Origin of the sequence: Aeromonas salmonicida (assembly GCF_028355655.1) — a bacterium.
GTDB classification, from domain to species: domain Bacteria; phylum Pseudomonadota; class Gammaproteobacteria; order Enterobacterales; family Aeromonadaceae; genus Aeromonas; species Aeromonas salmonicida.
In genome coordinates, this window is sequence record NZ_CP110645.1 from 2,540,086 (window position 1) to 2,563,580 (window position 23,495).

At 55.9% G+C, this 23,495-nt stretch carries 19 protein-coding genes; 9 read left to right on the top strand and 10 right to left on the bottom strand.

From position 1 onward, the window contains the following. The first annotated feature begins 186 nt into the window (after nucleotides 1-186). Nucleotides 187-1,713, top strand: coding sequence for a YfcC family protein (locus ONZ54_RS12120; protein ID WP_271786269.1), 1,527 nt, complete (start codon nucleotides 187-189; stop codon nucleotides 1,711-1,713). A 96-nt stretch (nucleotides 1,714-1,809) separates the two neighbouring features. Here ONZ54_RS12120 and ONZ54_RS12125 read toward each other — a convergent pair whose 3' ends face one another. Beyond that, nucleotides 1,810-1,998, bottom strand: a complete 189-nt coding sequence (locus tag ONZ54_RS12125; RefSeq protein WP_034523758.1) for a hypothetical protein — start codon at nucleotides 1,996-1,998, stop codon at nucleotides 1,810-1,812. A gap of 507 nt (nucleotides 1,999-2,505) precedes the next feature. Here ONZ54_RS12125 and ONZ54_RS12130 point away from each other — a divergent pair. Next, a complete protein-coding gene (locus ONZ54_RS12130) occupies nucleotides 2,506-3,045 on the top strand; it encodes a glycine zipper 2TM domain-containing protein (RefSeq protein ID WP_271786270.1) in 540 nt (179 codons plus the stop codon). A 222-nt stretch (nucleotides 3,046-3,267) separates the two neighbouring features. Here ONZ54_RS12130 and ONZ54_RS12135 read toward each other — a convergent pair whose 3' ends face one another. Continuing rightward, the gene (locus ONZ54_RS12135; RefSeq protein WP_271786271.1) at nucleotides 3,268-6,486 is read right to left on the bottom strand and encodes an ExeM/NucH family extracellular endonuclease; all 3,219 of its coding nucleotides are present in this window, start codon (nucleotides 6,484-6,486) and stop codon (nucleotides 3,268-3,270) included. 584 nt (nucleotides 6,487-7,070) lie between these two features. On the opposite strand from ONZ54_RS12135, the gene ONZ54_RS12140 reads away from it, so the two are divergent. The 5 genes from ONZ54_RS12140 (at nucleotide 7,071) to ONZ54_RS12160 (ending at nucleotide 11,653) form a co-directional block, all read left to right on the top strand. Continuing rightward, entirely contained in the window at nucleotides 7,071-7,250 is a 180-nt protein-coding gene (locus ONZ54_RS12140; protein WP_271786272.1) for a hypothetical protein, read from the top strand. 78 nt (nucleotides 7,251-7,328) lie between these two features. Next, a complete protein-coding gene (locus tag ONZ54_RS12145) occupies nucleotides 7,329-8,420 on the top strand; it encodes an ABC transporter substrate-binding protein (RefSeq protein ID WP_265432090.1) in 1,092 nt (363 codons plus the stop codon). 117 nt (nucleotides 8,421-8,537) lie between these two features. Continuing rightward, nucleotides 8,538-9,590: a FecCD family ABC transporter permease gene (locus ONZ54_RS12150; RefSeq protein ID WP_219592316.1), complete on the top strand. Its 1,053-nt coding sequence runs from the start codon at nucleotides 8,538-8,540 to the stop codon at nucleotides 9,588-9,590. Continuing rightward, nucleotides 9,583-10,353: an ABC transporter ATP-binding protein gene (locus ONZ54_RS12155; protein ID WP_271786273.1), complete on the top strand. Its 771-nt coding sequence runs from the start codon at nucleotides 9,583-9,585 to the stop codon at nucleotides 10,351-10,353. The genes ONZ54_RS12150 and ONZ54_RS12155 overlap by 8 nt, the downstream gene beginning before the upstream one ends. A gap of 70 nt (nucleotides 10,354-10,423) precedes the next feature. Next, complete coding sequence (locus ONZ54_RS12160) at nucleotides 10,424-11,653, top strand: MFS transporter (RefSeq protein ID WP_271786274.1); 1,230 nt, start codon at nucleotides 10,424-10,426, stop codon at nucleotides 11,651-11,653. 41 nt (nucleotides 11,654-11,694) lie between these two features. On the opposite strand, the gene ONZ54_RS12165 is transcribed toward ONZ54_RS12160, so the two are convergent. The 4 genes from ONZ54_RS12165 to ONZ54_RS12180 all read right to left on the bottom strand — a co-directional run bounded on the left by ONZ54_RS12165 (nucleotide 11,695) and on the right by ONZ54_RS12180 (nucleotide 15,282). Further along, nucleotides 11,695-12,579, bottom strand: a complete 885-nt coding sequence (locus ONZ54_RS12165) for an AEC family transporter (protein ID WP_021139313.1) — start codon at nucleotides 12,577-12,579, stop codon at nucleotides 11,695-11,697. Nucleotides 12,580-12,591: 12 nt separating this feature from the next. Beyond that, nucleotides 12,592-13,149: a YaeQ family protein gene (locus ONZ54_RS12170; protein ID WP_021139312.1), complete on the bottom strand. Its 558-nt coding sequence runs from the start codon at nucleotides 13,147-13,149 to the stop codon at nucleotides 12,592-12,594. 290 nt (nucleotides 13,150-13,439) lie between these two features. After that, nucleotides 13,440-13,580, bottom strand: a complete 141-nt coding sequence (locus ONZ54_RS12175) for a TIGR02808 family protein (protein ID WP_005301193.1) — start codon at nucleotides 13,578-13,580, stop codon at nucleotides 13,440-13,442. 706 nt (nucleotides 13,581-14,286) lie between these two features. Then, complete coding sequence (locus tag ONZ54_RS12180) at nucleotides 14,287-15,282, bottom strand: Wadjet anti-phage system protein JetD domain-containing protein (RefSeq protein WP_271786275.1); 996 nt, start codon at nucleotides 15,280-15,282, stop codon at nucleotides 14,287-14,289. A 281-nt stretch (nucleotides 15,283-15,563) separates the two neighbouring features. On the opposite strand from ONZ54_RS12180, the gene ONZ54_RS12185 reads away from it, so the two are divergent. After that, entirely contained in the window at nucleotides 15,564-16,871 is a 1,308-nt protein-coding gene (locus tag ONZ54_RS12185; RefSeq protein ID WP_271786276.1) for a lipase family alpha/beta hydrolase, read from the top strand. Nucleotides 16,872-16,932: 61 nt separating this feature from the next. Here ONZ54_RS12185 and ONZ54_RS12190 read toward each other — a convergent pair whose 3' ends face one another. Further along, entirely contained in the window at nucleotides 16,933-17,838 is a 906-nt protein-coding gene (locus ONZ54_RS12190; RefSeq protein ID WP_271786277.1) for a PhzF family phenazine biosynthesis protein, read from the bottom strand. Between the two features lie 276 nt (nucleotides 17,839-18,114). On the opposite strand from ONZ54_RS12190, the gene ONZ54_RS12195 reads away from it, so the two are divergent. Next, the gene (locus tag ONZ54_RS12195) at nucleotides 18,115-18,330 is read left to right on the top strand and encodes a hypothetical protein (RefSeq protein ID WP_271786278.1); all 216 of its coding nucleotides are present in this window, start codon (nucleotides 18,115-18,117) and stop codon (nucleotides 18,328-18,330) included. A 24-nt stretch (nucleotides 18,331-18,354) separates the two neighbouring features. Here the strand turns inward: ONZ54_RS12195 and ONZ54_RS12200 are convergent, their stop codons facing one another. The 3 genes from ONZ54_RS12200 to ONZ54_RS12210 form a co-directional block, all read right to left on the bottom strand. Further along, nucleotides 18,355-18,996, bottom strand: coding sequence for a LysM peptidoglycan-binding domain-containing protein (locus ONZ54_RS12200; RefSeq protein WP_271786279.1), 642 nt, complete (start codon nucleotides 18,994-18,996; stop codon nucleotides 18,355-18,357). Continuing rightward, complete coding sequence (locus tag ONZ54_RS12205) at nucleotides 18,986-22,531, bottom strand: ATP-binding protein (RefSeq protein ID WP_271786280.1); 3,546 nt, start codon at nucleotides 22,529-22,531, stop codon at nucleotides 18,986-18,988. Before ONZ54_RS12205 ends, ONZ54_RS12200 begins: the two co-directional genes overlap by 11 nt. 85 nt (nucleotides 22,532-22,616) lie before the next feature. Then, a complete protein-coding gene (locus ONZ54_RS12210) occupies nucleotides 22,617-23,267 on the bottom strand; it encodes a response regulator transcription factor (RefSeq protein ID WP_271786281.1) in 651 nt (216 codons plus the stop codon). Nucleotides 23,268-23,495: the final 228 nt, after the last annotated feature.

Consider the following 23,495-nt stretch of genomic DNA (forward strand, 5'->3'; position numbering starts at 1 on the left):
TCATCCCGACACCAGCAGGTTATGGTTACATGGTGAAACAATCTACCGCATGCCCAATATCAGGCCAGACTTCTCGCCAACGAGTGCGCCATTGCCAGTAGATCTGCGTACTCATGCCTCATGACGAAGGAACCCTGTCGACCCGATATTCCGCCGAGCCCGAACCTGCTTTATCGAGGAGCATTTATGTGTGCCGAGCCGAATACCCAGCCACGCAGACAATTTCCCACTGCCTTTACCATTTTGTTTCTTATTATGTTGCTGGCCATTACCCTGACCTGGATCATTCCAGCAGGGGCCTATTCCAAGCTCTCCTATAACCCGGCCAATAACACTCTGATGGTCAATAGCCCGAAGGGGGAAATAAGCCGGGTGCCCGCCACCCAGACCGAACTTGAAAAACTCAATATCAATATCGGGGTGGAACAATTCACCAGCGGCACCATCCGCAAGCCCATCGCCATTCCCGGCACCTATGAGCGGCTGGCGCAGGCCCCCAAGGGACTCGCCGACGTGGCGGTCAGCATGGTCAAAGGCACCATAGAGGGGGCTGACATCATCGTCTTCATCCTGGTGCTCGGCGGGCTCATCGGCGTCATCAACAAGACCGGCGCCTTCAGCTCCGGGCTGGTGGCGCTGTCGCGCAAGACCCGTGGCAACGAATTCATGTTCGTGGCACTGGTTTGCGTCGTCATGGCGCTGGGGGGCACCACTTGCGGGCTGGAAGAAGAGGCGGTCGCCTTCTACCCCATACTGGTGCCCATCTTTCTGGCGCTCGGCTATGACGCCATCGTCTGCGTGGGGGCCATCTTCCTCGCCGCCTCCATGGGCACCACTTTCTCCACCATCAACCCCTTCTCTGTGGTGATCGCCTCCAACGCCGCCGGCATCCCCTTCACAGAGGGGCTGATCTTTCGTGCCGTCGGCTGTCTGGTGGGCACCCTGGTGGTCATTGGCTATCTCCACTGGTACTGCAAGAAGATCAAGGCCAACCCGGCCTTCTCCTACACCGATGAGGATAGAGACAGCTTCCGGGCCCGTTTCCTCAAAGAGGGCGCTCTGGATGAAGGCGTCCCCTTCACCCTGCGCCGCAAGATCATCCTGACCCTGTTCATCCTCGCCTTCCCCCTGATGGTGTGGGGCGTCTCCATGGCCGGCTGGTGGTTCCCGCAGATGGCGGCCTCCTTCCTCGCCGTCGCCATCATCATCATGTTCATTTCGGGGTTGAAGGAGAAAGAGGCGGTCGAGGCCTTCACCCAGGGCGCCTCCGAATTGGTGGCGGTGTCGCTGATCATCGGGCTGGCGCGCGGGGTCAATCTGGTGCTGGATCAGGGGATGATCTCGGACACCATACTGGCTTACGCCTCCGATCTGGTCTCCGGCATGCACGGCGCCGTGTTTGCGGTGGCCCAGATGCTGGTGTTCACCCTGCTGGGGCTGGTGGTGCCCTCTTCCTCCGGGCTGGCCGTGCTCTCCATGCCCATCATGGCGCCGCTGGCGGATACAGTGATGATCCCCCGCTATATCGTGGTGTCGGCCTACAACTGGGGGCAATACGCCATGCTGTTCCTGGCCCCCACAGGGCTGGTGCTGGTCACCCTGCAGATGCTCGGCATCCAGTTCAACCAGTGGGTCAAGTTCGTGCTGCCCATGGTGGGCTTCGTGCTGGGCTTTGGCGCCCTGATGCTGGTGGTGCAAGTGATGTTGATCTGAGGCGAACCTCACCAGAGAGCGCCCGGCCCACGGAGGCGGGCACTCTCTATGCGGCCAGGCTCCAGCGGCTCGGGGAAACGCCCTCTCACTCGTGCATCAATGGCGCACCCTGCCCTGTTGGCGAAAACAGTAGAGCTTGAGGCTGATGTCGACTATGTCGGCGGGCAGCTCCTGCGCCACTTCGGAGAGAGGTTGATAAAGGGATGCCAGCAGCAATTGAGCCTGCTGCTGGGTGATAATCCGGGCCTGTACGGCCGGCTGTATCCATCTTGGCAACATCGACATAAGTCCCCCTTGCCGATTGTCTCTTTCATTCGCTACGCGATGACGACGGCGTCACTTCATCACCGTCCTTTCACTCTCTTGCCAAAAGACCAAGCATAATGCTTGCCGTGATCTCTTATCGGCAATGGGAGCACTTCATCACAGCGATTTATCAAGCAGTTGCTGCCAGCATGCAAGATGCCCGGACCCGTCTCAGGGGGCAAACGCAGCCAATCCCCCTACAGCCAGAGACACAAGCGGCGAGGGCTTGACGCAAAATGAGCACAAAGAGCCCATATGAATCGCAAAATGCAACGTCGCCACCCGATCCAGAGCGACATGCCCACGTCCCAGCCAGACCTCCACGGCCTTTGTCGCCAAAGCCCGACACCTTTTTGACGAGGGACTTTTCGGTGCAGTCAGAGGCTGTCGTGCCTGAGCGGTGCGTGCCTTGTTCATCCTCCGGGTTGTGCCAAGATCGCGGCAAGCAACAGCCGCATCAGGTGATGCATTTCAGGAGAACGCAAAATGAACAAATCCATGTTGGCAGGTGTCGGGATCGGTGTGGCCTCTGCGCTGGCATTGTCGGCCGCAGCCAGCGGATCCCTGTTTTCATCCAAGCCCCAGTTTGCCGAGGTACTGGCCAGCAAGCCGGTGACCGAGACCATCAAGACACCCCGTCAGGAGTGCCACAACGTCACTGTGACCCACCGCAAACCCGTGCAGGATGAAAACAAGATCCTGGGTACTGTGGTTGGCGCCGCGCTCGGGGGCGTGCTTGGCAACCAGTTTGGCGGTGGCAGTGGCAAGAAGGTCGCCACAGCCGCGGGGGCCGTGGCCGGTGGTTACGCAGGCAATCAGGTGCAGGGCAATATGCAGGCGGGTGATACCTACACCAGCACGCAGCAGCGCTGCAAGACGGTGCAGGAGAGCAGCACCCGTACCCTGGGTTATGATGTCACCTACCGCCTCGCCGGTCAGGAAGGAGTCATTCGCATGGACAAGGCCCCCGGCGCCACCATACCGGTCAAGGATGGCAAACTGGTGATCGACAGCACTCAAGGCTGATCCTTACCCGTCAGGCTCCTGCGCCAAACGAAGGCCCATCATAGCGATGGGCCTTTTTTTATTGCGCACGCCCCTGTGCTGCTCACCAGCAAGGCATTGGACTCGCCAGCAGCCTGAATTCAGAGGGTGGCCACTGCCGGCAAGGATCGTCTTGCACGCATCCTTGCCAGTCAAAAGGCCAGCAAAAAGGGGCCCGCAGGCCCCTTGCTCATCCTTTTTCAATCAATGGCGACCAAACGGCCACCAGGACTTGTCGTTGTCCTTGATATCGACCAGGGTCTCCTGCACTGCGCCCGGTTTGCCCCCCTGCAGCTGACGCAGACTCACCTTGAACTGCTCTGTGGACTCGACAAACCAGTCATCCAGGATCAGCACCTTGATGGACTTGCTGCCCCCCTCACCGGCGGCCCAGCTCACCGACTGGCTGAACCAGGGCAGGAAATCCAGCCCCCAGCGCGCCGTGATCCCCTCAAGGCCCAACTGGGCACGGGCCGGCTTGCTCAGATCGCCGCTGCGCACCACTGGGATCTCGGCAAACCACTGCCCCTCGTTCACCGTCATGCTGGCGCGGGCAAGCGCAATGGTGGACGGCGCCAGCTTGTCCTTGATGGTCACCAGAGTCTGGCTCTGCTCGCCAAGGCTGGCTCCGCTCGCATCGAACAGTTCCAGAGTGAAGGTCTCATCCCCCTCGCGCAGTGTGTCGCTCTTCACCGGGATGCTGATGGTCTGGCTGTCACTCTGGCCGGCCGCCCAATTCAGGGTGCCGGTCAGTGGCGCCACATCATTGGCATCGGCGCTACCAAAGACGATGCGGTAGTGCACGCTGGCCTCGCCATGGCTGCCATCGCGGCGGCTGACGGTGAGGCTCAGGGCGCTGCCCTCCTCCACGCTGGCGGCCGCGCTGTCCAGACTGATCACCCCGGCAGGCGGCAGCGGATACTGGATCGCCACCAGCACGGGATCGTGATCCGAGGCGCTGAAGGGGCCGTCCGATTTGGCCAGCTGACCCGTGTACTTGCTGCCGTACTCGAAGAAGTTGCTCTCGGCGGAGTTGATGTGCCAATCCTCGATGCCGATCACCTTGGCCGCCAGGCTGGGGTTGGCCAGGGCGTGATCCAGATTGCCAAGCTCCCCCTCGTAGCTGTAGGAGTAGGTATCGGTGCCATGGAAGCGGGTATTGAGGTTCACAAAACCATATCCCTTGCCAAGGGCACTGCCGCTCTCCTCGAAAGGCTGGCCCGCCAGCGTGGTGAAGGAAGCACTCATGATCTGGCGCGGCTGGGCCGCCGGATCATAGCTGGTCAGCACCCGGATGGGGTCCTCCATGCCATAGGCGTTCAGGTCGCCGATGAGCAGCAGATCCCCGCTCATGTCCTTGAGGCTCTCCCCCAGCACCTTGGCGGCGGAGACCCGCAGGGCGTTGCAGTGGCCCTGACCATCCAGCGGATCGGCGCTGGCGTAGTCGGGGTAATCCTCAAAGCAGGCGGAGCCCTTGGACTTGAGGTGGTTGACCACCAGCGTCAGGGGCGCATCCCCCTTGGGCGAGCTGAATTGCTGCAACAGGGATTCGCGCATGCCCTGATTGATGGCAACCGGCTTGCCGCTGGCGTCCAAGGCCTCGGCCTGCTGCACCGGCAGCACTATGAGGCTGGCGGCACCTTGCGGCGTCACGCTGGCGGGCCGGTAGATGAGCCCCACCGTAATGGCGTCGGTACCTATGGGCTGGCCATCGGGCGAGGCAATCCAGCGGTAGTGATCCGCTTCATCCGGCTGGGCGGCGTTGAGGGCCTCGACCAGATTGGCGATGGCGGAGTTGTCGCCGTAGCCGTTGTTCTCTATCTCCATCAGCCCCACCACATCGGCATTGAGGCGGGTGATGGCGCTGACGATCTTGGTGCGCTGCTTCTCGAACTCACTCACTGTCAGGGCGCCACGGTTGCTGCCGGTGGGGTTGGCATCCCCGCCCACCACAGTGGTGAAGAAGTTGAGCACGTTGAAGCTGGCGACCCGCAGATCCCCCGCCTCGGCGAGTTCAGGGGTCTCTACCCTGTCCCAGCCGCTGTGGTCTATATCATTGCTGTCGATGCGGTTGCTCGCCACCAGCCTGAACAGGTTGTAGGAGTAACCCAGCGCTCCCTCCAGCCCGTTGAGTTTGTCGCCGACGCGCAGGTAGCCATCTTCGGCATTGAAGGCGGGATACCAGGGCAGCACCCCATCCGGCGTCTTGGCGTCCGTCTCCACCACCAGCTGATTTTGCTGGTTGCGCAGGGCCCACTGGCTCGCCTCCTCGCTTTGGGCGGCAAACTTCTGGGTCGACTTGATGAGGGGGGCGCCATAAGCCAGCACTAGGTTGTTGCGCTTGCCGTCGTAATCGAAGCTGAAGTTGCGGGTCACCACCAGGCTGGACTCGGGCACCAGCCGCACCTGCATCCCCTCGTGGCGCTCCAGCAGCTGGTTCAGGGTCTCGCCCGCCACCGGCACCAGGTCCACCGCAGGGAGCAAGGCTACCATGGGCTGGGTCACCACCAGTTCATCGGCATTGATCTGGGTCTGGTTGAAGTACTCCTTCACCTTGCCCGAGACGCACACCTCGGCCCCTGGCACTATTGCGCTGTTGGCCTGGGTGCTGTAGACGAAGAGACCGTCCGAGCTGGCCGGATCCCCGTCCCCTTGCAGGTCCTGGATGAAGAAGCCCTTGTAGAGACCGTTTACCACTTGAGTGACGATGCCACGGGTGGCATAGGCCTGCTCGGATTCAAACTTGCCGGCTGGCACCAGCGGGCTGCTGCTGCCGGTGCCCTGAATGGCGGGCACGGGTATCAGCTGATCAACCGGGCAGACGAATGCCGGGGGCAGAGTGCCATCGCAGGGACCATCGCCACTGCAGCCCAAGCCGCTGGCGTCATCCTTAGGGGCGGCCACGTATTCAAGCGCCGGATTGAAGGGGCCCGCCGCATCAGTCCGGCCCGTGGTGACAGTGGCCTTGCGGCGCAGGGTCATGTCCAGGGTCGAGACGCTGCCGGACACCCAGGCCGTGCCCGGATCCACCCCCACTTGCCCGAAGCTGTCCACTATCTCGCTGCCGCGATAGAGCACCAGAGCATCGTCACCGTTGAACACCAAGTTGCCGCTGGTCTGGGTCGCCTTGGCCAGGATCTCGGCGTTGGCGGAAGGATTTGCCAGCACCAGGCTGGCGCCCGGGGCTAGGGTGCCTTGCAGCGCCAGGCTGTTGGTGGGGGCATCGGTAAGAGGTTTGCCGTTGGCATAGAGCGCCAGCCGGTATTGAGAGAGATCGACGGGCATCGCGCCCAGATTGCTCAGCTCCACCGCCTTGTTGTTACTGGATCCTTCCAGATATTCGCTGATCAGCAGTTGTGCCTGTACCTGTCCTGACAGCGCCAGCCCGACCGCGAGCGCCACCAGAGAGTGTCTTCCTGACATAGCCAATGTTCCTTTTCTTATTAGCAGATATGTTATTGGCGCCCCGCGTTATGCGGGCCGCAGCACCTTATTGCACGTATAAAAACAACGGATATAGGCCCCTGGCCAATATCGCGCCTACTCTGCCCGTTTGGCCGCACCACCGCCGCGAGCTGGCTAACAATTACAGAAAATTGTTGCGAACTGGTGACGGGAAATAATGGGAGAAAAAGGATAATCGGATCATCTGACTGCCATCGCGCAAGGTGTGGCATTTGCTGCCGTCAATATCTCGTTGCGGCGCAGAACATAGCGACACAAGCTGACATAAGAAGCAAAAACAGCAGCTTGAAGACAGGGTGCCATCACGGCTTCCATACCCTCGCGCCGGGGATCACCCGGGAGCGAACAGGGAAATCTGGCAGGAAATAGCAACGACTATGACAAAAACACGGCTATGCAGAGGCTCATGACCACATCTGACATATAGGCTGCTTGCCGAGGCAAAATATCGATCTATTAATGACAAGCATATTCATACCCTCTTCCCCTCCTCGACCCATACCTATGCCCTCCTCTTTGGATTGCAGAATGGAAGATCCACCATGCTGCATCCTTATCAACACTCGCCAAAACGGGAAAAGGGCTGGTTCGAACCAGTTAAAAATGGCTGGCGATATGATCTAACCAGAGAAGAAGAGCGCCTATTGAAACAGTATTTTATCTTGGCGGACACAGCCCTCATAAAAAGAGGACCGACCATGCAAAAGCCCATTGCTTTTTGAATTGTGAATAGCAATAGTTCTCACTTCTTTTTGTGGTGTTCACCCCCTCCGAGGTTATCAAAGATGTTTCGTCACCCCATGGCAAAGCTGCTTCTGCTTGGTCAGCTCACACTCATGAGCTGGATGGTACAAGCAGCCGCCCCCGTTGAAGTGGAAGATGTGATGGGACGCAAAGTCTCATTGACGCTGCCTGCCAAACGTATCGTACTTGGTTTCTATCCCGAGGATTACCTGGCCGTGGCCGGAGAAGGTGGTGCCGATCGTCTGGTGGGCATGTCCCGTGGCTGGTTCGTCAAGTCCCGTCCCGCCATCTGGTCCCTCTATGTCGCCAGCCTGCCGCAACTGGCCCAGGTGCCCGACCTTGGCAACGTGCAGGATCAGAGCTTCTCCATCGAGAAGACCCTGGCCGTCAGGCCTGATGTAGTGATCCTGGCCCAGTGGCAATACGAGGCCCTGGCCCCTGATCTGCCGCGCCTCGAGCAAGCGGGGATCCCAGTGGTGGTGGTCGACTACAACGCCCAGACCCTTTCACGCCACATGGCAAGCACCCTGCTGCTTGGCAAGGTGACCGGTCAGGAGGCCCGCGCCCGCAAGATGGCCGACGAATACAAGGCCAAGATTGAGACCATCCGGTCGCGTATCGCTCAGGCGAAACGCCAGCCGCCCCGCGTCTACATAGAGTTGGGTGACAAGGGCCCGGCCGAGTACAGCTACACCTATGGCAAGGACATGTGGGGCGCCATGGCCCTGCTGGCGGGCGGTGACAACGTCGCGGCCCCCTTCGTCGAACGCTGGGGCCCCATCCACCCGGAGCAATTGCTTGCGAGCAAACCCGAGGTCATTCTGATGGCGGGCTACGAGAGCGTGAGCAGCGAGCAGGCCATGCAGGTCGGTCAGGATATTTCGGCCCAGACGGTGCATGCCCGCCTACAGGGATTTGCCGCCCGCCCGGGCTGGCGCGAGTTGCCTGCCATACAACAGGGCCGTCTCTATGCCGTCTATCACGGCGCCACCCGCAGCATCATGGACGCAGCCCTCATCGAGTTCATGGCCAAGGCGTTCTACCCCGACTTGTTCGAGGATCTCGACCCCCTGGCCACCTATCAGGGTTTCTACCACGCCTACCTGCCCATTCGCCCGCAGGGCACTTTTATGCTGGGTATCAAGTAATGGCAGGTTGAACCTGACGGGCCGGACTTCCCGACCCGAGTCGGGAAGTCCCTCTTCGTCATCCCTCTTTAACCCTTGCGGGCGCTCCTTGAGAGCGCCCGCTTCAGGATGGTTATCATGAATGATTTGGCTGCCCTCCAGCAGACCCTCACCCGTCAGCGGCAACGAGAGCGCCGTCGCTGGCACTGGCTGGCGCTGCTCGCCCTGGTGCTGTGCATCACGCTGGTGCTCGACATCGCCACCGGTCCTTCCTTGCTGCCCCTTGGCGAGGTGGTCGATGCCCTGCTCTCTCCCGCCCAGGCGGACTCCATGACCCGCACCATCGTCTTTGATATGCGCCTGCCCATCGCCCTGATGGCCCTGGTGGTCGGCGCCTCGCTCGGCCTTGGCGGCGTCCAGATGCAGACCCTGCTGGACAACCCCCTGGCCAGCCCCTACACGCTAGGGCTCGCGGCAGCGGCCGGGCTTGGCGCCGCACTGGCGCTCTATACCGGCGGTCTCGGGCTCCCTCCCCTGATTGCCATTCCGGCCGGGGCCTTCATTCTGTGCATGTTTGCCGCCAGCCTCTTGTTTGGCCTCGCCATGATGCGCAACATCAGCAGCCAGACCCTGATCCTGGCGGGCATAGCCCTGCTGTTCCTGTTCCAGTCCCTGCTCTCCCTGCTGCAGTTTCTCTCCTCACCCGAGCTCAACCAGCAGATCATGTTCTGGCTGTTTGGCAGCCTGATGCGCACCACCTGGGATGCCCTGATCATCACGGCCGCCGTCACCCTGATCTGCACCCTGCTCATCTATCGGGATGCCTGGGCCCTCACCAGCCTGCGCCTCGGGGAGGCCAGGGCACGGAGCCTGGGGGTCAACGTGGACAGACTGCGCATGAAGACCCTGATCCTGGTCGCCCTGCTCACCGCCACCGCCACCAGCTTTGTCGGCGTCATCGGCTTCGTCGGCCTGGTGGCCCCCCACATAGCCCGCATGCTGGTGGGGGAAGATCAGCGCTTCCTGATCCCGCTGTCGGCCCTGTGCGGCGCCTGCATGCTGTCGGCGGCCTCGGTGCTCTCCAAATCCATCGTACCCGGCTCTCTCTTTCCTATCGGCATCGTCACCGCCCTGATTGGCGTGCCCTTCTTCATCTGGCTGATCCTCGGCAGGGGGCGTAAACGTGCTTGAAATATCCCGACTATCCCTTTTCCTTGGGCAGCAAACCCTGCTGCGGGATCTGAGCCTGACTCTGCACCCGGGGCAGGTTCATGTGATCATTGGCCCGAACGGGACCGGCAAGACTTCCCTGATGCGCGCTCTCTTTGGGGAACTGACCCCGGCCGCCGGCGAGATTCGCCTGGCCGGACAATCCTCCCGCCAGATGACCCAGGCCAAATGGCGCCAGCAATTTGGTTACATGCCCCAGAACATCCAGCTGGAGCTGGACTTGAGCGTCATCGAGGTGGTGGTACTGGGGCGCCTCGACAGCCTCTCCATGCGCCTGGCGGACGAAGACATACTGGCGGCCGGCCGCGCCCTGCAGGCCCTTGGCATCGCCCATCTGGCGGATCGCCCCCTTTACTCCTTAAGCGGCGGCCAGAGGCAGATGGTGCTGTTTGCCCAGGTACTGCTGCGGGATCCCCGCATCATGATGCTGGACGAGCCTGTCAGCGCCCTCGACCTTCATCACCAGATGCAACTGATGGAGCACCTGTGCCAGCAGACCCGGGAGCAGCAGTGGATCACCCTGGTGGTGCTGCACGATCTCAACCTGGCGGCCCAGTTTGCCGATCAGCTTATCGTGCTGGCAGATGGCGACTTGCAAGCCTTCGGACCACCGGCCCGGGTGCTCGACGCGGCCCTCATCGAGCGCCTCTATCAGGTACCGGTGCAGATAAGCCACGATCAGAGCGGCATCCCCTTCCTTCGTACCCTGCGCAGACAATCATGAGAAGATCTCCCATAACACCGCCTGCGGCACGCTTGCAACTGCCCGCAACCGGCGCCCGGGTGTACACAAGATGAGCCGCTCCTCCTACTGGCGGGACTGGCAGGGCATGAGCCCGGCCACCCGCCTGCTCATCCTCAATGGACTGGCGTTCAATCTCGGCTTCTACATGATGATGCCCTTCCTGGCCCAGCACATGGGCAGCGGGCTTGGCCTCGCTGGCTGGGCCTGTGGTCTGGTCATGGGGATGCGGGTATTCAGCCAGCAGGGTCTGTTTCTGCTGGGGGGGACCCTCGGGGATCGTATCGGCTATCACACCGCCATCGTCTGGGGTTGCCTGGTGCGATCGGTCGGCTTCCTGCTGCTGGGCTGGGCCGAGTCCCTGCCCATACTCCTGCTGGCGGCCGCCCTCACCGGCTTTGCCGGGGCCCTCTTCACCCCCTGCGCCCAGGCCTATCTGGCCAGCGAATGCAGCACCCCGAGCCAGCGCCAGCGCGCCTTCGCCCTGCACAATCTAACCAGCCAGGCGGGCATGCTGCTCGGCCCCCTGGTCGGCCTGACCTTGACCCAGCAGAGCTATGCCCTGACCGGGCTCTTGGCGGCGAGCCTGTTCGCCCTGCTGGGGGTGTTGCAGTATCGGGTGCTGCCCAAGTGCCCGGTGGCCAACCAGACCCCGCGCGGCGCCATTTTTCGCCAATGGGGCACCATACTGCGCCAGCGCCCCTTTATGCGGTTCACTCTGCTGGCGGGCAGCTATCAGATCCTGTTCCATCAGCTCTATCTTGCCCTGCCCGCCCATATCCAGAGCCTGCCGGACGCCACCCACCTGCTCGGCGGCGTCTTCACCCTCTCGGCGGTGATCGGCGTCATGCTCCAGCTGCCGGCATCCCGCCTGGTGGAGCGCCACCTGGGAGTGCCGCTGGCCATGGGGCTGGGTATCGGACTGATGGGGATGAGCTATCTGGCCCTGCCGCTGCTCTTCCCCTGGCCGACGGTGGGGGTACTGGCGCAGGTGGCCCTGCTCTCGCTCGGCTCCATTCTCTGCTTCCCGCTCTTTGCCGCCCAGTTGCCCCGCTACGCGCTCCCTGACCAGCTCGCCAGCTACTACGGCTTCTATGCCAGTGCGGGTGGCTGCATGGCGCTCTTTGGCAACCTGCTGATCGGTTTTATGCTGGGGGATGCGGGGACCCGTCCCGCCACCGCCATCTGGCTCTTGCTGGCATTGACGGGGGTGCTGGCAGGATTCGGACTCTACTCTCAGTTGCGATCCGGCAAGCATGGCAGCTCGCCTCTGCCCGAATGACAGAGGTGGTAGATACTGCGGGCCATGTTAACGACAGGTGTTCAACTGTTCAGATGCAGCGCCAGCCAGACTGCCAGGGGGATCACCACCACCGAGAGTGCATTGCCGCCAAGCACTATGCTGGCCACTTTTTCCGGCTGGCACTGATATTGCTCACAGAGCATGTAATTCAACACCGCCGGGGGCAGCGCAACCGACAGCATCAGCAAGGGTAACCACTCCGCCTGCAGCGGCAACAACCAGACCACCAGCCCGAATGACAAGCCACCAGCCAGCAGGTAAAGCAGGTTGCATTTGAGTGCCAGGCCAAGGTGGCCCAGCTCCCCCTCCATCAGCCGAACACCTAAGGCAAACAGCATCAGCGGCACCGAGATCTGGCCTAGCAGAGTCGCGCTGGTCACCAGGTATTCCGGCAACGGTATCTGCAAGTTGGCCACCAGCAAACCGGCGAAGGCCGCCCACAGCACAGGGCTGCGCAGCCAGAGCCAGCGGGAAGTATTGGCCGAGAGGATAAACATGCCCACCGAGAAGTGGAGCAGGTTGGAGAGCACGAACAATATGATGATGGCGCCGAGCTGCTGCTCGCCAAAGGCCAGCACCATCAAGGGGATACCGAGGTTGCCTGTGTTTCGAAACATGGCGGGCAGGATCAGTGCCGGCCTGCTGATCTCCTTTAACCTGAGCAGGGAGAGCAAGAGTCCGGGCAACAGGATCACCAGTACCCCCGCCGCGATCAGTGGCAGATGGGCCATCAAGGCCAGCGGATATTTGACCAGCGCCGAAAACACCAGCGCCGGTGTGAACAACTCTATATTGGCCCGATTGACGTAACCCAAGGCCCCGCCCGGTCGCAACCGACCATAGAGGGCACCGAGCCCCACCACGGCAAACACCGGTATGACAATATTGAGCAGCGCACTGAACATGAGCGGGTCCGTTTACAATTCGCGGGCAGGTGGCCCCATCAGCATGATGGGGTCCAGCGTCACTTCCAGCTCGCCGTTGCTGACCCAGAGCTGACCGTCGGAGATGGTGCAGGTGAGGTGCATGGTGCGCGCCACCATGGCGGTGAGCGGCAGTGTCTGGGTGTCGGAGAGCTCGATCACTGTGAGGTTGTCGTGCTGGCTGAGCTTGCCCTGATTCTGCTTCCACCAGACGCTGGTGCCACGGCCACCGTAGAGATAAAGCACGACGTGACGGGAGCGGTTGCATGCTTTTTTCAGGCGACGCTCGTCCGGCTGCCCCAGCTCAATCCAGAGCTCAATCTCATCGGAATAGTTCTTGCGCCACAGCTCGGGCTCGTCATCGGCAGAGAGACCCTTGGTGAACTCCAGACGCTCGGCGGCATGCCAGGCGAAGGCCGCCAGCCGGATCATCATGCGCTCATCGGTCTCTGAGGGATGACGGGCCAGTGTCAGGGAGACGTCCTGATACTGGTGGCGGTCCATGTCGGACAGGCTGAGTTGAGCCTTGAATACGGTTGCCTTGAGAGCCATAGAAAATCTTGGATACCTTGAAGTGGTCAATCCGGACCGGATCAATCCAGAGTGGAAAAACTGCGCGCCAGTGTAATCAAAATCCACGCCAGGTTCGACCACCTTGGCTATGCATTTGGCCGATATTCCGCGGTTCACTGCCGAAAAAGCGTTAAAAAACAGCAACCGGCCCATGGCATTCGTACAACCTTGCCAGATGGCGGGTTGAGCCGTCTGGCAAGGGGGAAACCCTTGAAAAACAAATGCCAGTCCGAAGACTGGCATTTGGCGGTATGAACGAAAGAAGCGGATCACTTCTCGGCGGACTTGACCCCGAAGGCATTGAGCAGCAAGCAGCAGGTCACTGCCACTGCCACAAACCCGCTCAGGAAGATAAAGGGCATGGCCCCGTATCCCAATACAGTCCAGATGGTTTGTTCAAGCAGACTCATTGTGTGTCCTTCATCCAGTGAAATGGGTGTCCCTTTCGTGACGGAGTTATCTCCCCGTTCCTGATAATGCTATTTGAACCCAACGGTTGCCTGAGTCCTATGCCACCAAAGTAATAAATAGGGGGCAAGTTTGCGCTGGATCAATTATTTGGCCATTGACCAAGGCAAATATGGTCACAATTCCATCCATTGTCAGAGTGCGCCCCCATCCCAGAGCAGGGAAAGTGGGGAAAAGGGCACTGGCAGCAGGCGTTCGGATCAAAAATCGACCCTAAAAATCACCTTGGAAGACTGGATTCTCTGCCAGTTTGTACTCCTGAGAGTGGAGGAACGTGCCAGAAACCATCTCGAAAATGGGCCTTTCTCGACAGCAATACACCGACAGAAACCGTGCAGTATTGACCTATTTTACCGCTGACACTCACACTTTTATGTAACAAGAGCTTGGCCCAGACGGCAACCTTGTGGCACTCTGGGACGTCAATGGACAGACTCACAGACACCTCGGGTGTCACCACTGCAAAAGGAGCAACAAAGATGGCCAAAGCCAGCAAGAAAGATATCAAGAAGAAAATCGCCGCTCGCCTCGAGAAAATTGCCAAGCACGAAGGCAAGATCAAGAAGCTGAAAAAAGCCCTGAAATAAGGGTCGGCACGATAAAAAAACCGCCTGATTGTTATCTGGCGGTTTTTTTATTTCCGCGTCATTACTGTGCCGCACCCGATGGCCATGCCTGCCAGCAGGGGGACGTCACCAATACCTCTTGCTCCAGCCACAAGTGGCTTTCAATCAGATGCATAAATACCGCGGCCAGCACCTGGTCCGGCTGAGCCATCGCAAGACTGCCTCGCCAGGGTGTCTTTCCCCTGCTGCCCTTTTGGCCTTCCAGCCGACGCGTCAGAGGGCGAGCATAGTGGTGGACGTACTCCATCAGATTGCAAGGCAACCAGAGTGCCAGGGGACGGTTGACCGCATTGGCCAGTTCGGCGGCAATATCCAGGCCCCGCTGATCCAGATCGCCAAAGTGAGCCCAGGGAATGGTCGAAGGCAGCAACGGGAGCAGTTGCCTTGCCAAAGACGTGTTACGGCCAGGCACATAGATGAGTAACTCCCCGGCTTGCAGCGGGTAATCCACGAAAGCCCCCTTGTTCTCCACTGTCACTATCTGCCGCCCTTGCCACGCTATGCCCTGCAGCCTGGACAAACAGCGCTCCGGCAAGGCCAGCTCCCCCAGAAGGGACATCAGCGGCGTCATGTCCTGCGGTTGGCCGTGCAGATCGATGAGTGACAGCGGGGTCAGGGTGCGCATGCGGATCACCTCATCCTGCGTCAGCGTAATCTCGATGGGAACCTGGTCGGGAACAGTGTCACTGCGCGGGTGTTTGCTATCCCCGTGCCAGAGGGCATGAAAACTGGCCTGATTGAGGGGGGACGGCAGGGTCAACCCGAGTGCCCGCACGCTGTCACGCTTGTCCGGCTGTTGTGGCGCCACTTGCGCCAGTTGCCTGGTGAGATAGTCAATCCCCGGGTCAGTCAGGAGATAGCGAGCGCTGCGCCCGAGCGGCTTGACGCCGCCGATCGCCAGCAACAGGGCCAGCAACTCTCGGCCATGCTTGCTATCGAACGAACACCCCCTCTCGTTTTGCTTGTCCAGCAAGCGAGCACAAAGATCCTGTACCCGGCTCTCATCAAACAGCGACATCACGGCTCCTTGTTACGGTGTCATATGAATAATTAGAGGTGATTTCACCGTCCATTACAGTGATCGGTCTCGCGCATGAGCAATGGTCATGAGCAATGGGTAGTGGCGCCGTATCGCACACCTGCTTGGGGCAGCAAGACAGGCCTGGTCGACCAGAGCCGACCACAGAGTAACTGGCAAACCCGAGGCAAACACGGCAAGCTGGATGTGTCTGTGTTGGCCAGACGCGTGCCTCTGTGGGGATGCATGCCTTGCTGACACCCTATTCCCGAGGGCACCCCATGAACCAGTCGACAGAAAAGCAGCCTGTTTCATCCTGGCATGTGTCGGACATCCGCGAGCTGGCCAGATTGCTCACACAAGCCCTGCCCGCCGCCATACAGATCACGGAGGCTGTCCACCAGGCGGTATTGAGTGGCATGGGCATAAAGGGCAAGGGTGAGGGGAAAACCCGGGGCATCACAGGTTTTGTCTACCGGGGGATCCACAGGGCGGCCGACCAGCTCGGCAGTGGCATCAATGCCGTGCTCGCCCGCGTGCCGGTGCCGCTCGCTCAGGAAGCCATCCCCGAAACCCCCAAACGCGCCTCCCTGCTCGCGACCCTCAACGGCGTGATGGGGGACAAACTGGTCGCCAGCCACAATGCCCTCGCCACTCCCATGACACTGCGCTATCAGGGGGCGCCCCTGAACTGGCACGCCATGCCCCCTGAACTTGCTGGTCAAAGCCGGGTGCTTCTGATGGTGCATGGCCTGTGCATGAATGATCTGCAGTGGCAAACCCAAACCAAGGGGAAGGACAAAGAGCAGACGCTCAACCATGGGGAGATACTGGCCAGCACCCTGGGTTATGTGCCCGTCTATCTGCGCTACAACTCAGGGCTGCCGATTTCGCAAAACGGGCGGGAACTGGCGAGCCAGCTGGCGCAGCTGGTGACTCACTGGCCCAGCCACATCAGCGAGATAAGCGTGCTGGCCTACAGCATGGGCGGGCTGGTGATCCGCAGCGCCTGTCACTATGCCAGTCAGAGCGAGGCGAGCTGGCCAAACGTCCTGAGAAATCTGGTGTTTCTGGGGACCCCCCATCATGGGGCCCCCCTGGAACACGCAGGTCACTGGCTGGAACAACTGCTGCCTGCCACCGCCTACACCGAGCCGTTTGTCAGACTGGCACGGCTGCGCAGTGCGGGTATCAAGGATCTGCGCCACGGCACCCTGCTCGACGACCAAGACCCTACCCGCGATACAGCGTCAACGGATCCGCGCCCGCCTCTGCCCCTGCCGGCAGGCGTCGCCTGCTTTGCAATAGCCGCCACGACGGCAGCCAAACGCAATCTGTTGGCAGATAGATTGATTGGCGATGGCCTGGTCCCCCTGCGCAGTGCCCTTGGGCAGCACAAGGAAGCCCGCCACCAGCTGGCATTTGCACCATCCCACTGCTGGACTGCCTATCGCACCAGCCATATGGCCCTGCTTGGCAGCCCCCAGGTGACTCGTCAACTGCTGCACTGGCTCGCGCCTCTTCACCAACAAGCAGAGGATGGCTGCCCGTCAGAGGAAAATGCACAAGCAGTTCCCCTTGCTCAATAAGCTGACATCCGCCCCCATAATGAAAAATCCGCCAACTGGCGGATGTTTCATTGCATGTCGGTCACATCAAGCGGGCACGGCCGAAGACCCTGATTGAGCTGCCGGGTTCGGCCGGGATCTCGGCGTGCAGGTGGGACGCCATGCCCATATCCTCTCCCTGAAAGAGATCTATGATGCCGCCATGGGGCCAATGGATATCGCGCAGATAACCGGCAAAAGCAGCCGTCGCCGCGCCGGTGGCTGGATCTTCGTAGACGCCGCCATAAGCAAAGGGATTACGGGTGTGAAACAGCTGCTCACGGGCGGCATGGGCCAACAGTATTGTCACCAGCCCTTCCCTTCGCATCAAGGTGCGCCCCTGCTCCAGCTCATACTCCATGGCCGCAAGGGCGGCACGGCTGTTCAGGGCCAGCACCAGATGATCGGCGCCGCCATGAATGAGCGCGGGTGGAATACGGGGATCCAGATCCGCGGGCGTGTAACCGAAGAGATCCAGTGCGGCGGCCACCAGTTCGGTAGGGGCTGGTTTGCTGTGAGTCGGCGGCGATTGCAGGGCGGCCTGCCAGTGCCCTTCCCCATCCAGCCAGCCCGATACCTTGATCACCGCCTGATTGAGGTGCAGTCCATACTCCCCTTCCCCAAAGCGCCGCGCCAATGCCACGCCGAGGGCTATGGTGGCATGGCCACAGAATGGTACCTCGGCCTCGGGAGAAAAGTACCGTACCCGCCATTCCCGCAGCTCGGCGATTGGCTCAACTGCCTGTGCGCCTTGGGGCAAGGGCGTTGACATGGGGGCGGCGAAAGCGGTTTCCGAAAATCCCACTTCAGCGGCAATATGCTGCATCTCGTGTGCGCCAGGCAAGCTGGCGCCAATCCAGACACCGGCAGGGTTGCCCCCTTGCAGCCCATCAGAAAAGGCGGCGATACGCACCAACTCGGGTTCCAACGGGGAGGCTAGCTCCTTCATGATCACTCCTTGTTCTCATGCTGCTTGTTTACATAGTGACGACGTCATACTGGCTGCTTTCATGCTGAAAAGGTCAGCACCCATGCTTGACCATTTACGCAGCCCCAAGACAGAGCCTCTTGCAAACCTGAGCAACGACCCCATTCACAAGAGAAACACGCCAAGCTTACCCGTTAAATTAAATGGCGGACAGGTGTCGCTTGGGCGCCGCGGATCCGGGTGCTGGCAACTAGCCTTGAGATGCGTGTCTGTATAGGTAGTGCCGTGGAGAACCCTATGTATTCTTACACCCTCACCTTCAAGGAGGAGGTCGACAAGTTGACGGCCCCCGAGCAGGAAATCCGCCTGCAGAGCCCCGCCCAGGCGGGGGACTTTATTATTCTCTCCGATGGCAGCCGCCATCAGGTGATGTTTGTCACCCACCGCGCCCACTACAGCAGCCTCTATCTCGATAAGGGGGTGAGGCTCCCCCAAGAACCTTGTTATAACTAGACACGTACGAGCAGCGGCATGCTATTACTGACTACTTTTTCGAAAGTCTTCGTACTCATGAAACATCGCCTTTGCATGCTGCGCATCGATAGTTGAAAGCAATGCCACTGATGGACATCGGAGAACATCTGACGTCATTTTAGATAGTTCCCCTTTAATAAAACTACTTTTATTAGTTAGATATACCCCATACATATTTTGGTAAATAGTAAATCCATTCATCTCATTTAATACAGTACCAACACGCCATAGGGTTGTTCCTTTATGGTCAACAAAACACTGTCCTTGTTGATGCAATATTCTCGGCATAACATACGAGTTTTTATTGTTTGAGCACTTGATGCTATCAAGAGATACATGCAACGGAGGTGTATTACCAAACCGATAATATATCGAATCACCCTTACTGATATTCTCACAGGGAAGATATACTTTCAGCAGAAAGTCACCTACTTTGGAAAATCTATCCAACTCGGTCAAAAGCCCATTTGATTGTAAAAAGAGTTGGCCTTTCCCCTGTGGGGCTACCACGTTGAGTAGTAATAGTTTATTCTCCGGCTCATAGCTTTGAATAGATAAAGTGCCATCATTAGCAAGTACTGAACTAACACCAAATGACATGAAACAAAATATGCACAAAAGCAAAAAACTATAATTAACTTTCATTTTCGACATGCTTCATCAATGCTTCAATATGGTCCAGACCGTCTATTATCTGCTGTTTATGAGTGCCGTCCATCAGATGAGCCTCGATTTCTTTACAGCAATTAACTATTTCATCATGTCTGACCATCAAGAAAACCCCCTTAATTCTATGAATCAACATAGAAAACATATCAATATCATTGTCCACATAAGCGTTGCGAGCCAAGACAAGATCTGCCGTTGTTAACTCTTGCAGCATTTCAACAAATGAAGCGCTCTTAAGCAGATGATTATTATCGGCACTCGTACTTTTTAACTCTGCAAGTTCCAGGTGATCAAGGTGTGCCATTAGCTCACCGTATAGCGCGTTATTATCTATGGGCTTGAACATACAGGCATCCATTCCTGCCGCCATTCCTTTCTCTCTGTCCTGAATAATACCGGAGGCAGTCAAACCAAAAATAACATGTCGAGTACAGCCAGAATCAACTTCGTATTGTCTCAACGCTTTAACCAGAGTAAAACCATCCATGCCCAACATCTGACAATCGGTTATAATGATATGAACTTCCTCTGATTTTACAATTTCTAACGCTTGCCAACCATTGTCGGCCTCATGAATGTTCTCAAACCCTAAAGATGTCAGCCTACGTCGCAGTAGAATTAAATTTACAGGGTGATCATCAATAATCAACAAATGTACTCTAGCAGGCAAAATCATACTTCCTGATTTTTCTGGCACATGGTGCTTGACTGGCAGCGCTGCCATGTCAACGGGCTGATAAGGCAAAACAATGTTAACCTCGGTACCTTTGCCTATTTCACTCAAGATAGCAACATCCCCCCCCATCAATTCACAAAGTCGCTTGGTAATATTCAACCCCAAGCCGGAGCCTTGGTAGCTAGATTCACCATGAACCTGAACAAAAGGTTTAAATAGATCGGCTAACTTATCACTATCAATTCCAATACCAGAATCCTGAACACTTATATTGATTTTATTACCAGCCTTCCAGGCAGAAACCATGATAGTGCCTTCATGGGTAAACTTAACTGCATTTCCAATTAAGTTAAACAGTATTTGTTTGGTCCTGAGTGGATCAAGTTGAATCAGACTGTTATCCAGCTCACTCTTCAAGACTAGATTTAAACCCTTTTCTTTGGTCATGGTTGAGAACATGGAAACAACGTCACGTACGAGATCGCCAATGTTTATTGGCGATAACTCTAACGATAATAATCCAGCCTCAATTTTTGTTACATCCAACACATCACCCACCAGACATAATAGACCATCGGCAGCAGATTTTGTGTATTCCAACTCTTCTCTGTCAATATCACAAAGTGATGTACGCTCAAGCACCAGCGTCAAAAATCCATTGATAATATTTATTGGGGTACGTATTTCATGGCTAATGGTTGCAATGAATTCAGACTTGGCTTGATTGGCTAGATCAGCTTCATGTTTAGAGAGCTCCAGTTGCCGGCATATCTCATTGCGCCAAGTGACATCAAACCACCCCCAAAGCACCCCCGTAGAGTCGTCATATATATTATGATAAGGAATAAACCATTCTTGAATATCGATAAGAGAGCCTGTTATATTTACCTTATTGTCTCTTACCACAACTTCCATATCCCTGACAACTTTACCTACTACATTTAAAAAATCATCATCATCACTAAAGAAATTGAATAAATTAGCCCCTTTCGTACACTCTTTTGCATATCCCACTGCCGTTAAAAACGCTTTATTACTATATATCACAGTACCATCAGCATTGATCAAGGTCACTGGATGAGGTAACCCATCCAACAGACTTTGCATCAAATCAAGTTGACCTAGCAGCACTTTTTCCAATTTTTTTCTGGTACTTAGTTCATGATGTATTCGGTAGGAATATAATATATATGCAAATAAAATGGGCAGTGCTATGCCTGCTAACATTTTAATCTTGTCTGCATACTGAGCATAAAACCCTATCTTTGGAAGCGGAGTTACCCTCCAAAAGTAAGCAATATCAGATAATGCTGATGGTGAAATAGAGGCCATTGCTGAATTCATGACTTCCAACAGCGGTTTGTCATTTTCTTTCATAGAAAAAGCACGCTGCAGAGTCGGTGGCCCCACTCGCTCAATTACTTTATATGGTCGTTGACTCAAAGAAGTATAATAGTCAGACAAATACTGAGGCACAATCGCAAAATCACTATATCCATCCTCAAAGTATTGCATTACCTCCCTGTCATTATTAAGCGCATCAACATTTTCATATTGAATGCCTGACCATGAATTCAGTATCTCTAAATATTTTTTAGATATAACCACTCTGTTTGTTTTTTTTATTTCACCTACAGTTGAAAGCAACACCAAGAAATCATCTTTATTGTAGTAAATAGAGTGCAGAGTCTCAGCTGAATGTATATCTGACAGGGTATTACCTATCATATCTATATGACTTGACGACATTGCTTTATCTAGCGCTTCATAGCTGTCATATGATATAAAATCAAATGACAAGCCACTTGCATATCTCACATTATTCAGCACATCTATAATGATGCCCTGCCACTGCCTTGTTGGATCAATAAATGAATATGGAAAATCATTCGGTATCAAACCAACACGAACAACCGGCTCACTAGTTAACCATGCATCAGCTACTGGGCTTAATCTCTTTAATAATTTGTCAGAAACTTTATAGCTCCCACCACGCCACCTCAGTGCAGTCAAGCCCATGAGAGAGCTTTTTTGCATTTCAGATATCAGCCTGTCAATGATTTTTTTCAATGGTGGATTGTGACCTGCTATAAAAAACTGAAGCGGTGCACAACTTATTTTAGTGCGCTCCTTTACAGGGAGGCCATTGAGGCGGCTTTTATTGAGATATGTAAGTGAGCTGATACTACCAACAACTGCATCAGCCTTGCCAAAAACAACAGCATCATAAGCATCAGTAATATTTTCGAATGGTATCAACACTGCCTTTGGATATGCAGAAGCTAATGAGTCAACATCCATTCCACCTGACTCATAAGCTATTTTTGGCTCGTTAACATTGGCACTAATAGACTTTATGCTTGCAAGATACGCACAATTATCCAACATGACATTTGAACTGAACAGTCCAACTGTTTTAGTGCTAGCATCAGGTAATAATGATGAAATATTAAGGATATCAACACTTCTATTTTCAATCGCTAATAACGCTTGTTGCTGCGACTCAAATATTTTAATGGTTACATTTTTTCCGGTTAACTTTGCAAGGATACTTAATATATCCGCGCTTATACCTTCCAATTTGTTATCTGATGTAATCACTTCAAAAGGAGGGGTGAAAGGTTTGACAATACCGACAACTATGCTCTCACGCTGCGCTAACCAAGCTAACTCACGTTGGGAAAGGTTTTTTTTAAAATTCTTTATATAATCAAGTTCAAAGCCAGGTTCATTTGTTTCTGAAATGGTTCTTTGACTCAATGCCAATATCTCCGCATTGACATAAAATGTGGAAAGCATACATAACAAGATGGTGATATATTTGTATTTTTTCATCCTCCCTCCATTTTATATTCTTATCAAGATACAATAAATGAACTCAGAAGTTGACACCGCTATGGCTATTGCATCATAACGCTATTTAAGCGTCATCATTGGTCTTGTTTACTTTAGCTCTAGCTATTTCAATCAATTCAGCAATATTACTTATCTGTAGCTTTTCAAAAATTCGCTTCTTATATGTACTGATTGTTTTTGGGCTTAGGTTGAGGTCTGCAGATATTTTACAATTACTATCACCTTTAGCCAAAGCTTGAAAAACAGAAAACTCTCTCACTGAAAGGGAGCTCAATGTATCGAGGTCGCAAGCATTACCATCACAAAGGCTAATCGCAGCCTCAGTGAAATAGGGATAGCCCGATTGAACGAGCTTTATCACCATGGGGAGTAACTCCAGCGACTCAGACTTATGAATATACCCACAGCCGCCAGCAGCTCGTACTCTCGCCGCAAGGTACTGGCTATCAGATCCTGAGAGTACGACCACCTTGCATGAGTATTTATATGGACGAATTTGCTCTAATAGAGTTAACCCATCCATCCCCGGAATATCCAGGTCCAGCAATACGATATCCAACGTATGTTGATGGATTAATTTCAGCGCCTCTTGACCACAACCCGTTTCGGCCACCACCTCTGCCCCCATACGTTGCAAGGTATCACTAAGTGCAAAGCGAATAGCGGGATGATCATCAACAACAAGACAGCGAAGCTTATTACCCATAGTATTCATTACTTACCCCCTCACCTGCTATAAAACAAACTACCCATCGTTAGATATAACAACTAGTCCTAGCGTATATGTAGCCACCTTTTGGGTGGCTATGTTAGCGTGACTACACAAGTAATACGCATCAAGTTTAGCATATATACGGCGATATCAGCCACCCGTCATTAGGGATTGAGGCGTGTGCAGAGTATGCAAGAAAAAGTGAGTACACTATGGCAACGAAATTATTCA

Bases quoted from the DNA above. Each gene is read 5' to 3' on its own strand.
- ONZ54_RS12165 (WP_021139313.1), bottom strand. From the start codon at position 12,579: ATGTTCAGTGCGCTGCTCAATATTGTCATACCGGTGTTTGCCGTGGTG.
- ONZ54_RS12200 (WP_271786279.1), bottom strand. From the start codon at position 18,996: ATGAAAGTTAATTATAGTTTTTTGCTTTTGTGCATATTTTGTTTCATG.
- ONZ54_RS12130 (WP_271786270.1), top strand. From the start codon at position 2,506: ATGAACAAATCCATGTTGGCAGGTGTCGGGATCGGTGTGGCCTCTGCG.
- ONZ54_RS12195 (WP_271786278.1), top strand. From the start codon at position 18,115: ATGTATTCTTACACCCTCACCTTCAAGGAGGAGGTCGACAAGTTGACG.
- ONZ54_RS12180 (WP_271786275.1), bottom strand. From the start codon at position 15,282: ATGTCGCTGTTTGATGAGAGCCGGGTACAGGATCTTTGTGCTCGCTTG.
- ONZ54_RS12145 (WP_265432090.1), top strand. From the start codon at position 7,329: ATGGCAAAGCTGCTTCTGCTTGGTCAGCTCACACTCATGAGCTGGATG.
- ONZ54_RS12135 (WP_271786271.1), bottom strand. From the start codon at position 6,486: ATGTCAGGAAGACACTCTCTGGTGGCGCTCGCGGTCGGGCTGGCGCTG.
- ONZ54_RS12175 (WP_005301193.1), bottom strand. From the start codon at position 13,580: ATGAGTCTGCTTGAACAAACCATCTGGACTGTATTGGGATACGGGGCC.
- ONZ54_RS12125 (WP_034523758.1), bottom strand. From the start codon at position 1,998: ATGTCGATGTTGCCAAGATGGATACAGCCGGCCGTACAGGCCCGGATT.
- ONZ54_RS12170 (WP_021139312.1), bottom strand. From the start codon at position 13,149: ATGGCTCTCAAGGCAACCGTATTCAAGGCTCAACTCAGCCTGTCCGAC.
- ONZ54_RS12205 (WP_271786280.1), bottom strand. From the start codon at position 22,531: ATGAAAAAATACAAATATATCACCATCTTGTTATGTATGCTTTCCACA.
- ONZ54_RS12210 (WP_271786281.1), bottom strand. From the start codon at position 23,267: ATGAATACTATGGGTAATAAGCTTCGCTGTCTTGTTGTTGATGATCAT.
- ONZ54_RS12120 (WP_271786269.1), top strand. From the start codon at position 187: ATGTGTGCCGAGCCGAATACCCAGCCACGCAGACAATTTCCCACTGCC.
- ONZ54_RS12150 (WP_219592316.1), top strand. From the start codon at position 8,538: ATGAATGATTTGGCTGCCCTCCAGCAGACCCTCACCCGTCAGCGGCAA.
- ONZ54_RS12190 (WP_271786277.1), bottom strand. From the start codon at position 17,838: ATGAAGGAGCTAGCCTCCCCGTTGGAACCCGAGTTGGTGCGTATCGCC.
- ONZ54_RS12140 (WP_271786272.1), top strand. From the start codon at position 7,071: ATGCTGCATCCTTATCAACACTCGCCAAAACGGGAAAAGGGCTGGTTC.
- ONZ54_RS12185 (WP_271786276.1), top strand. From the start codon at position 15,564: ATGAACCAGTCGACAGAAAAGCAGCCTGTTTCATCCTGGCATGTGTCG.
- ONZ54_RS12160 (WP_271786274.1), top strand. From the start codon at position 10,424: ATGAGCCGCTCCTCCTACTGGCGGGACTGGCAGGGCATGAGCCCGGCC.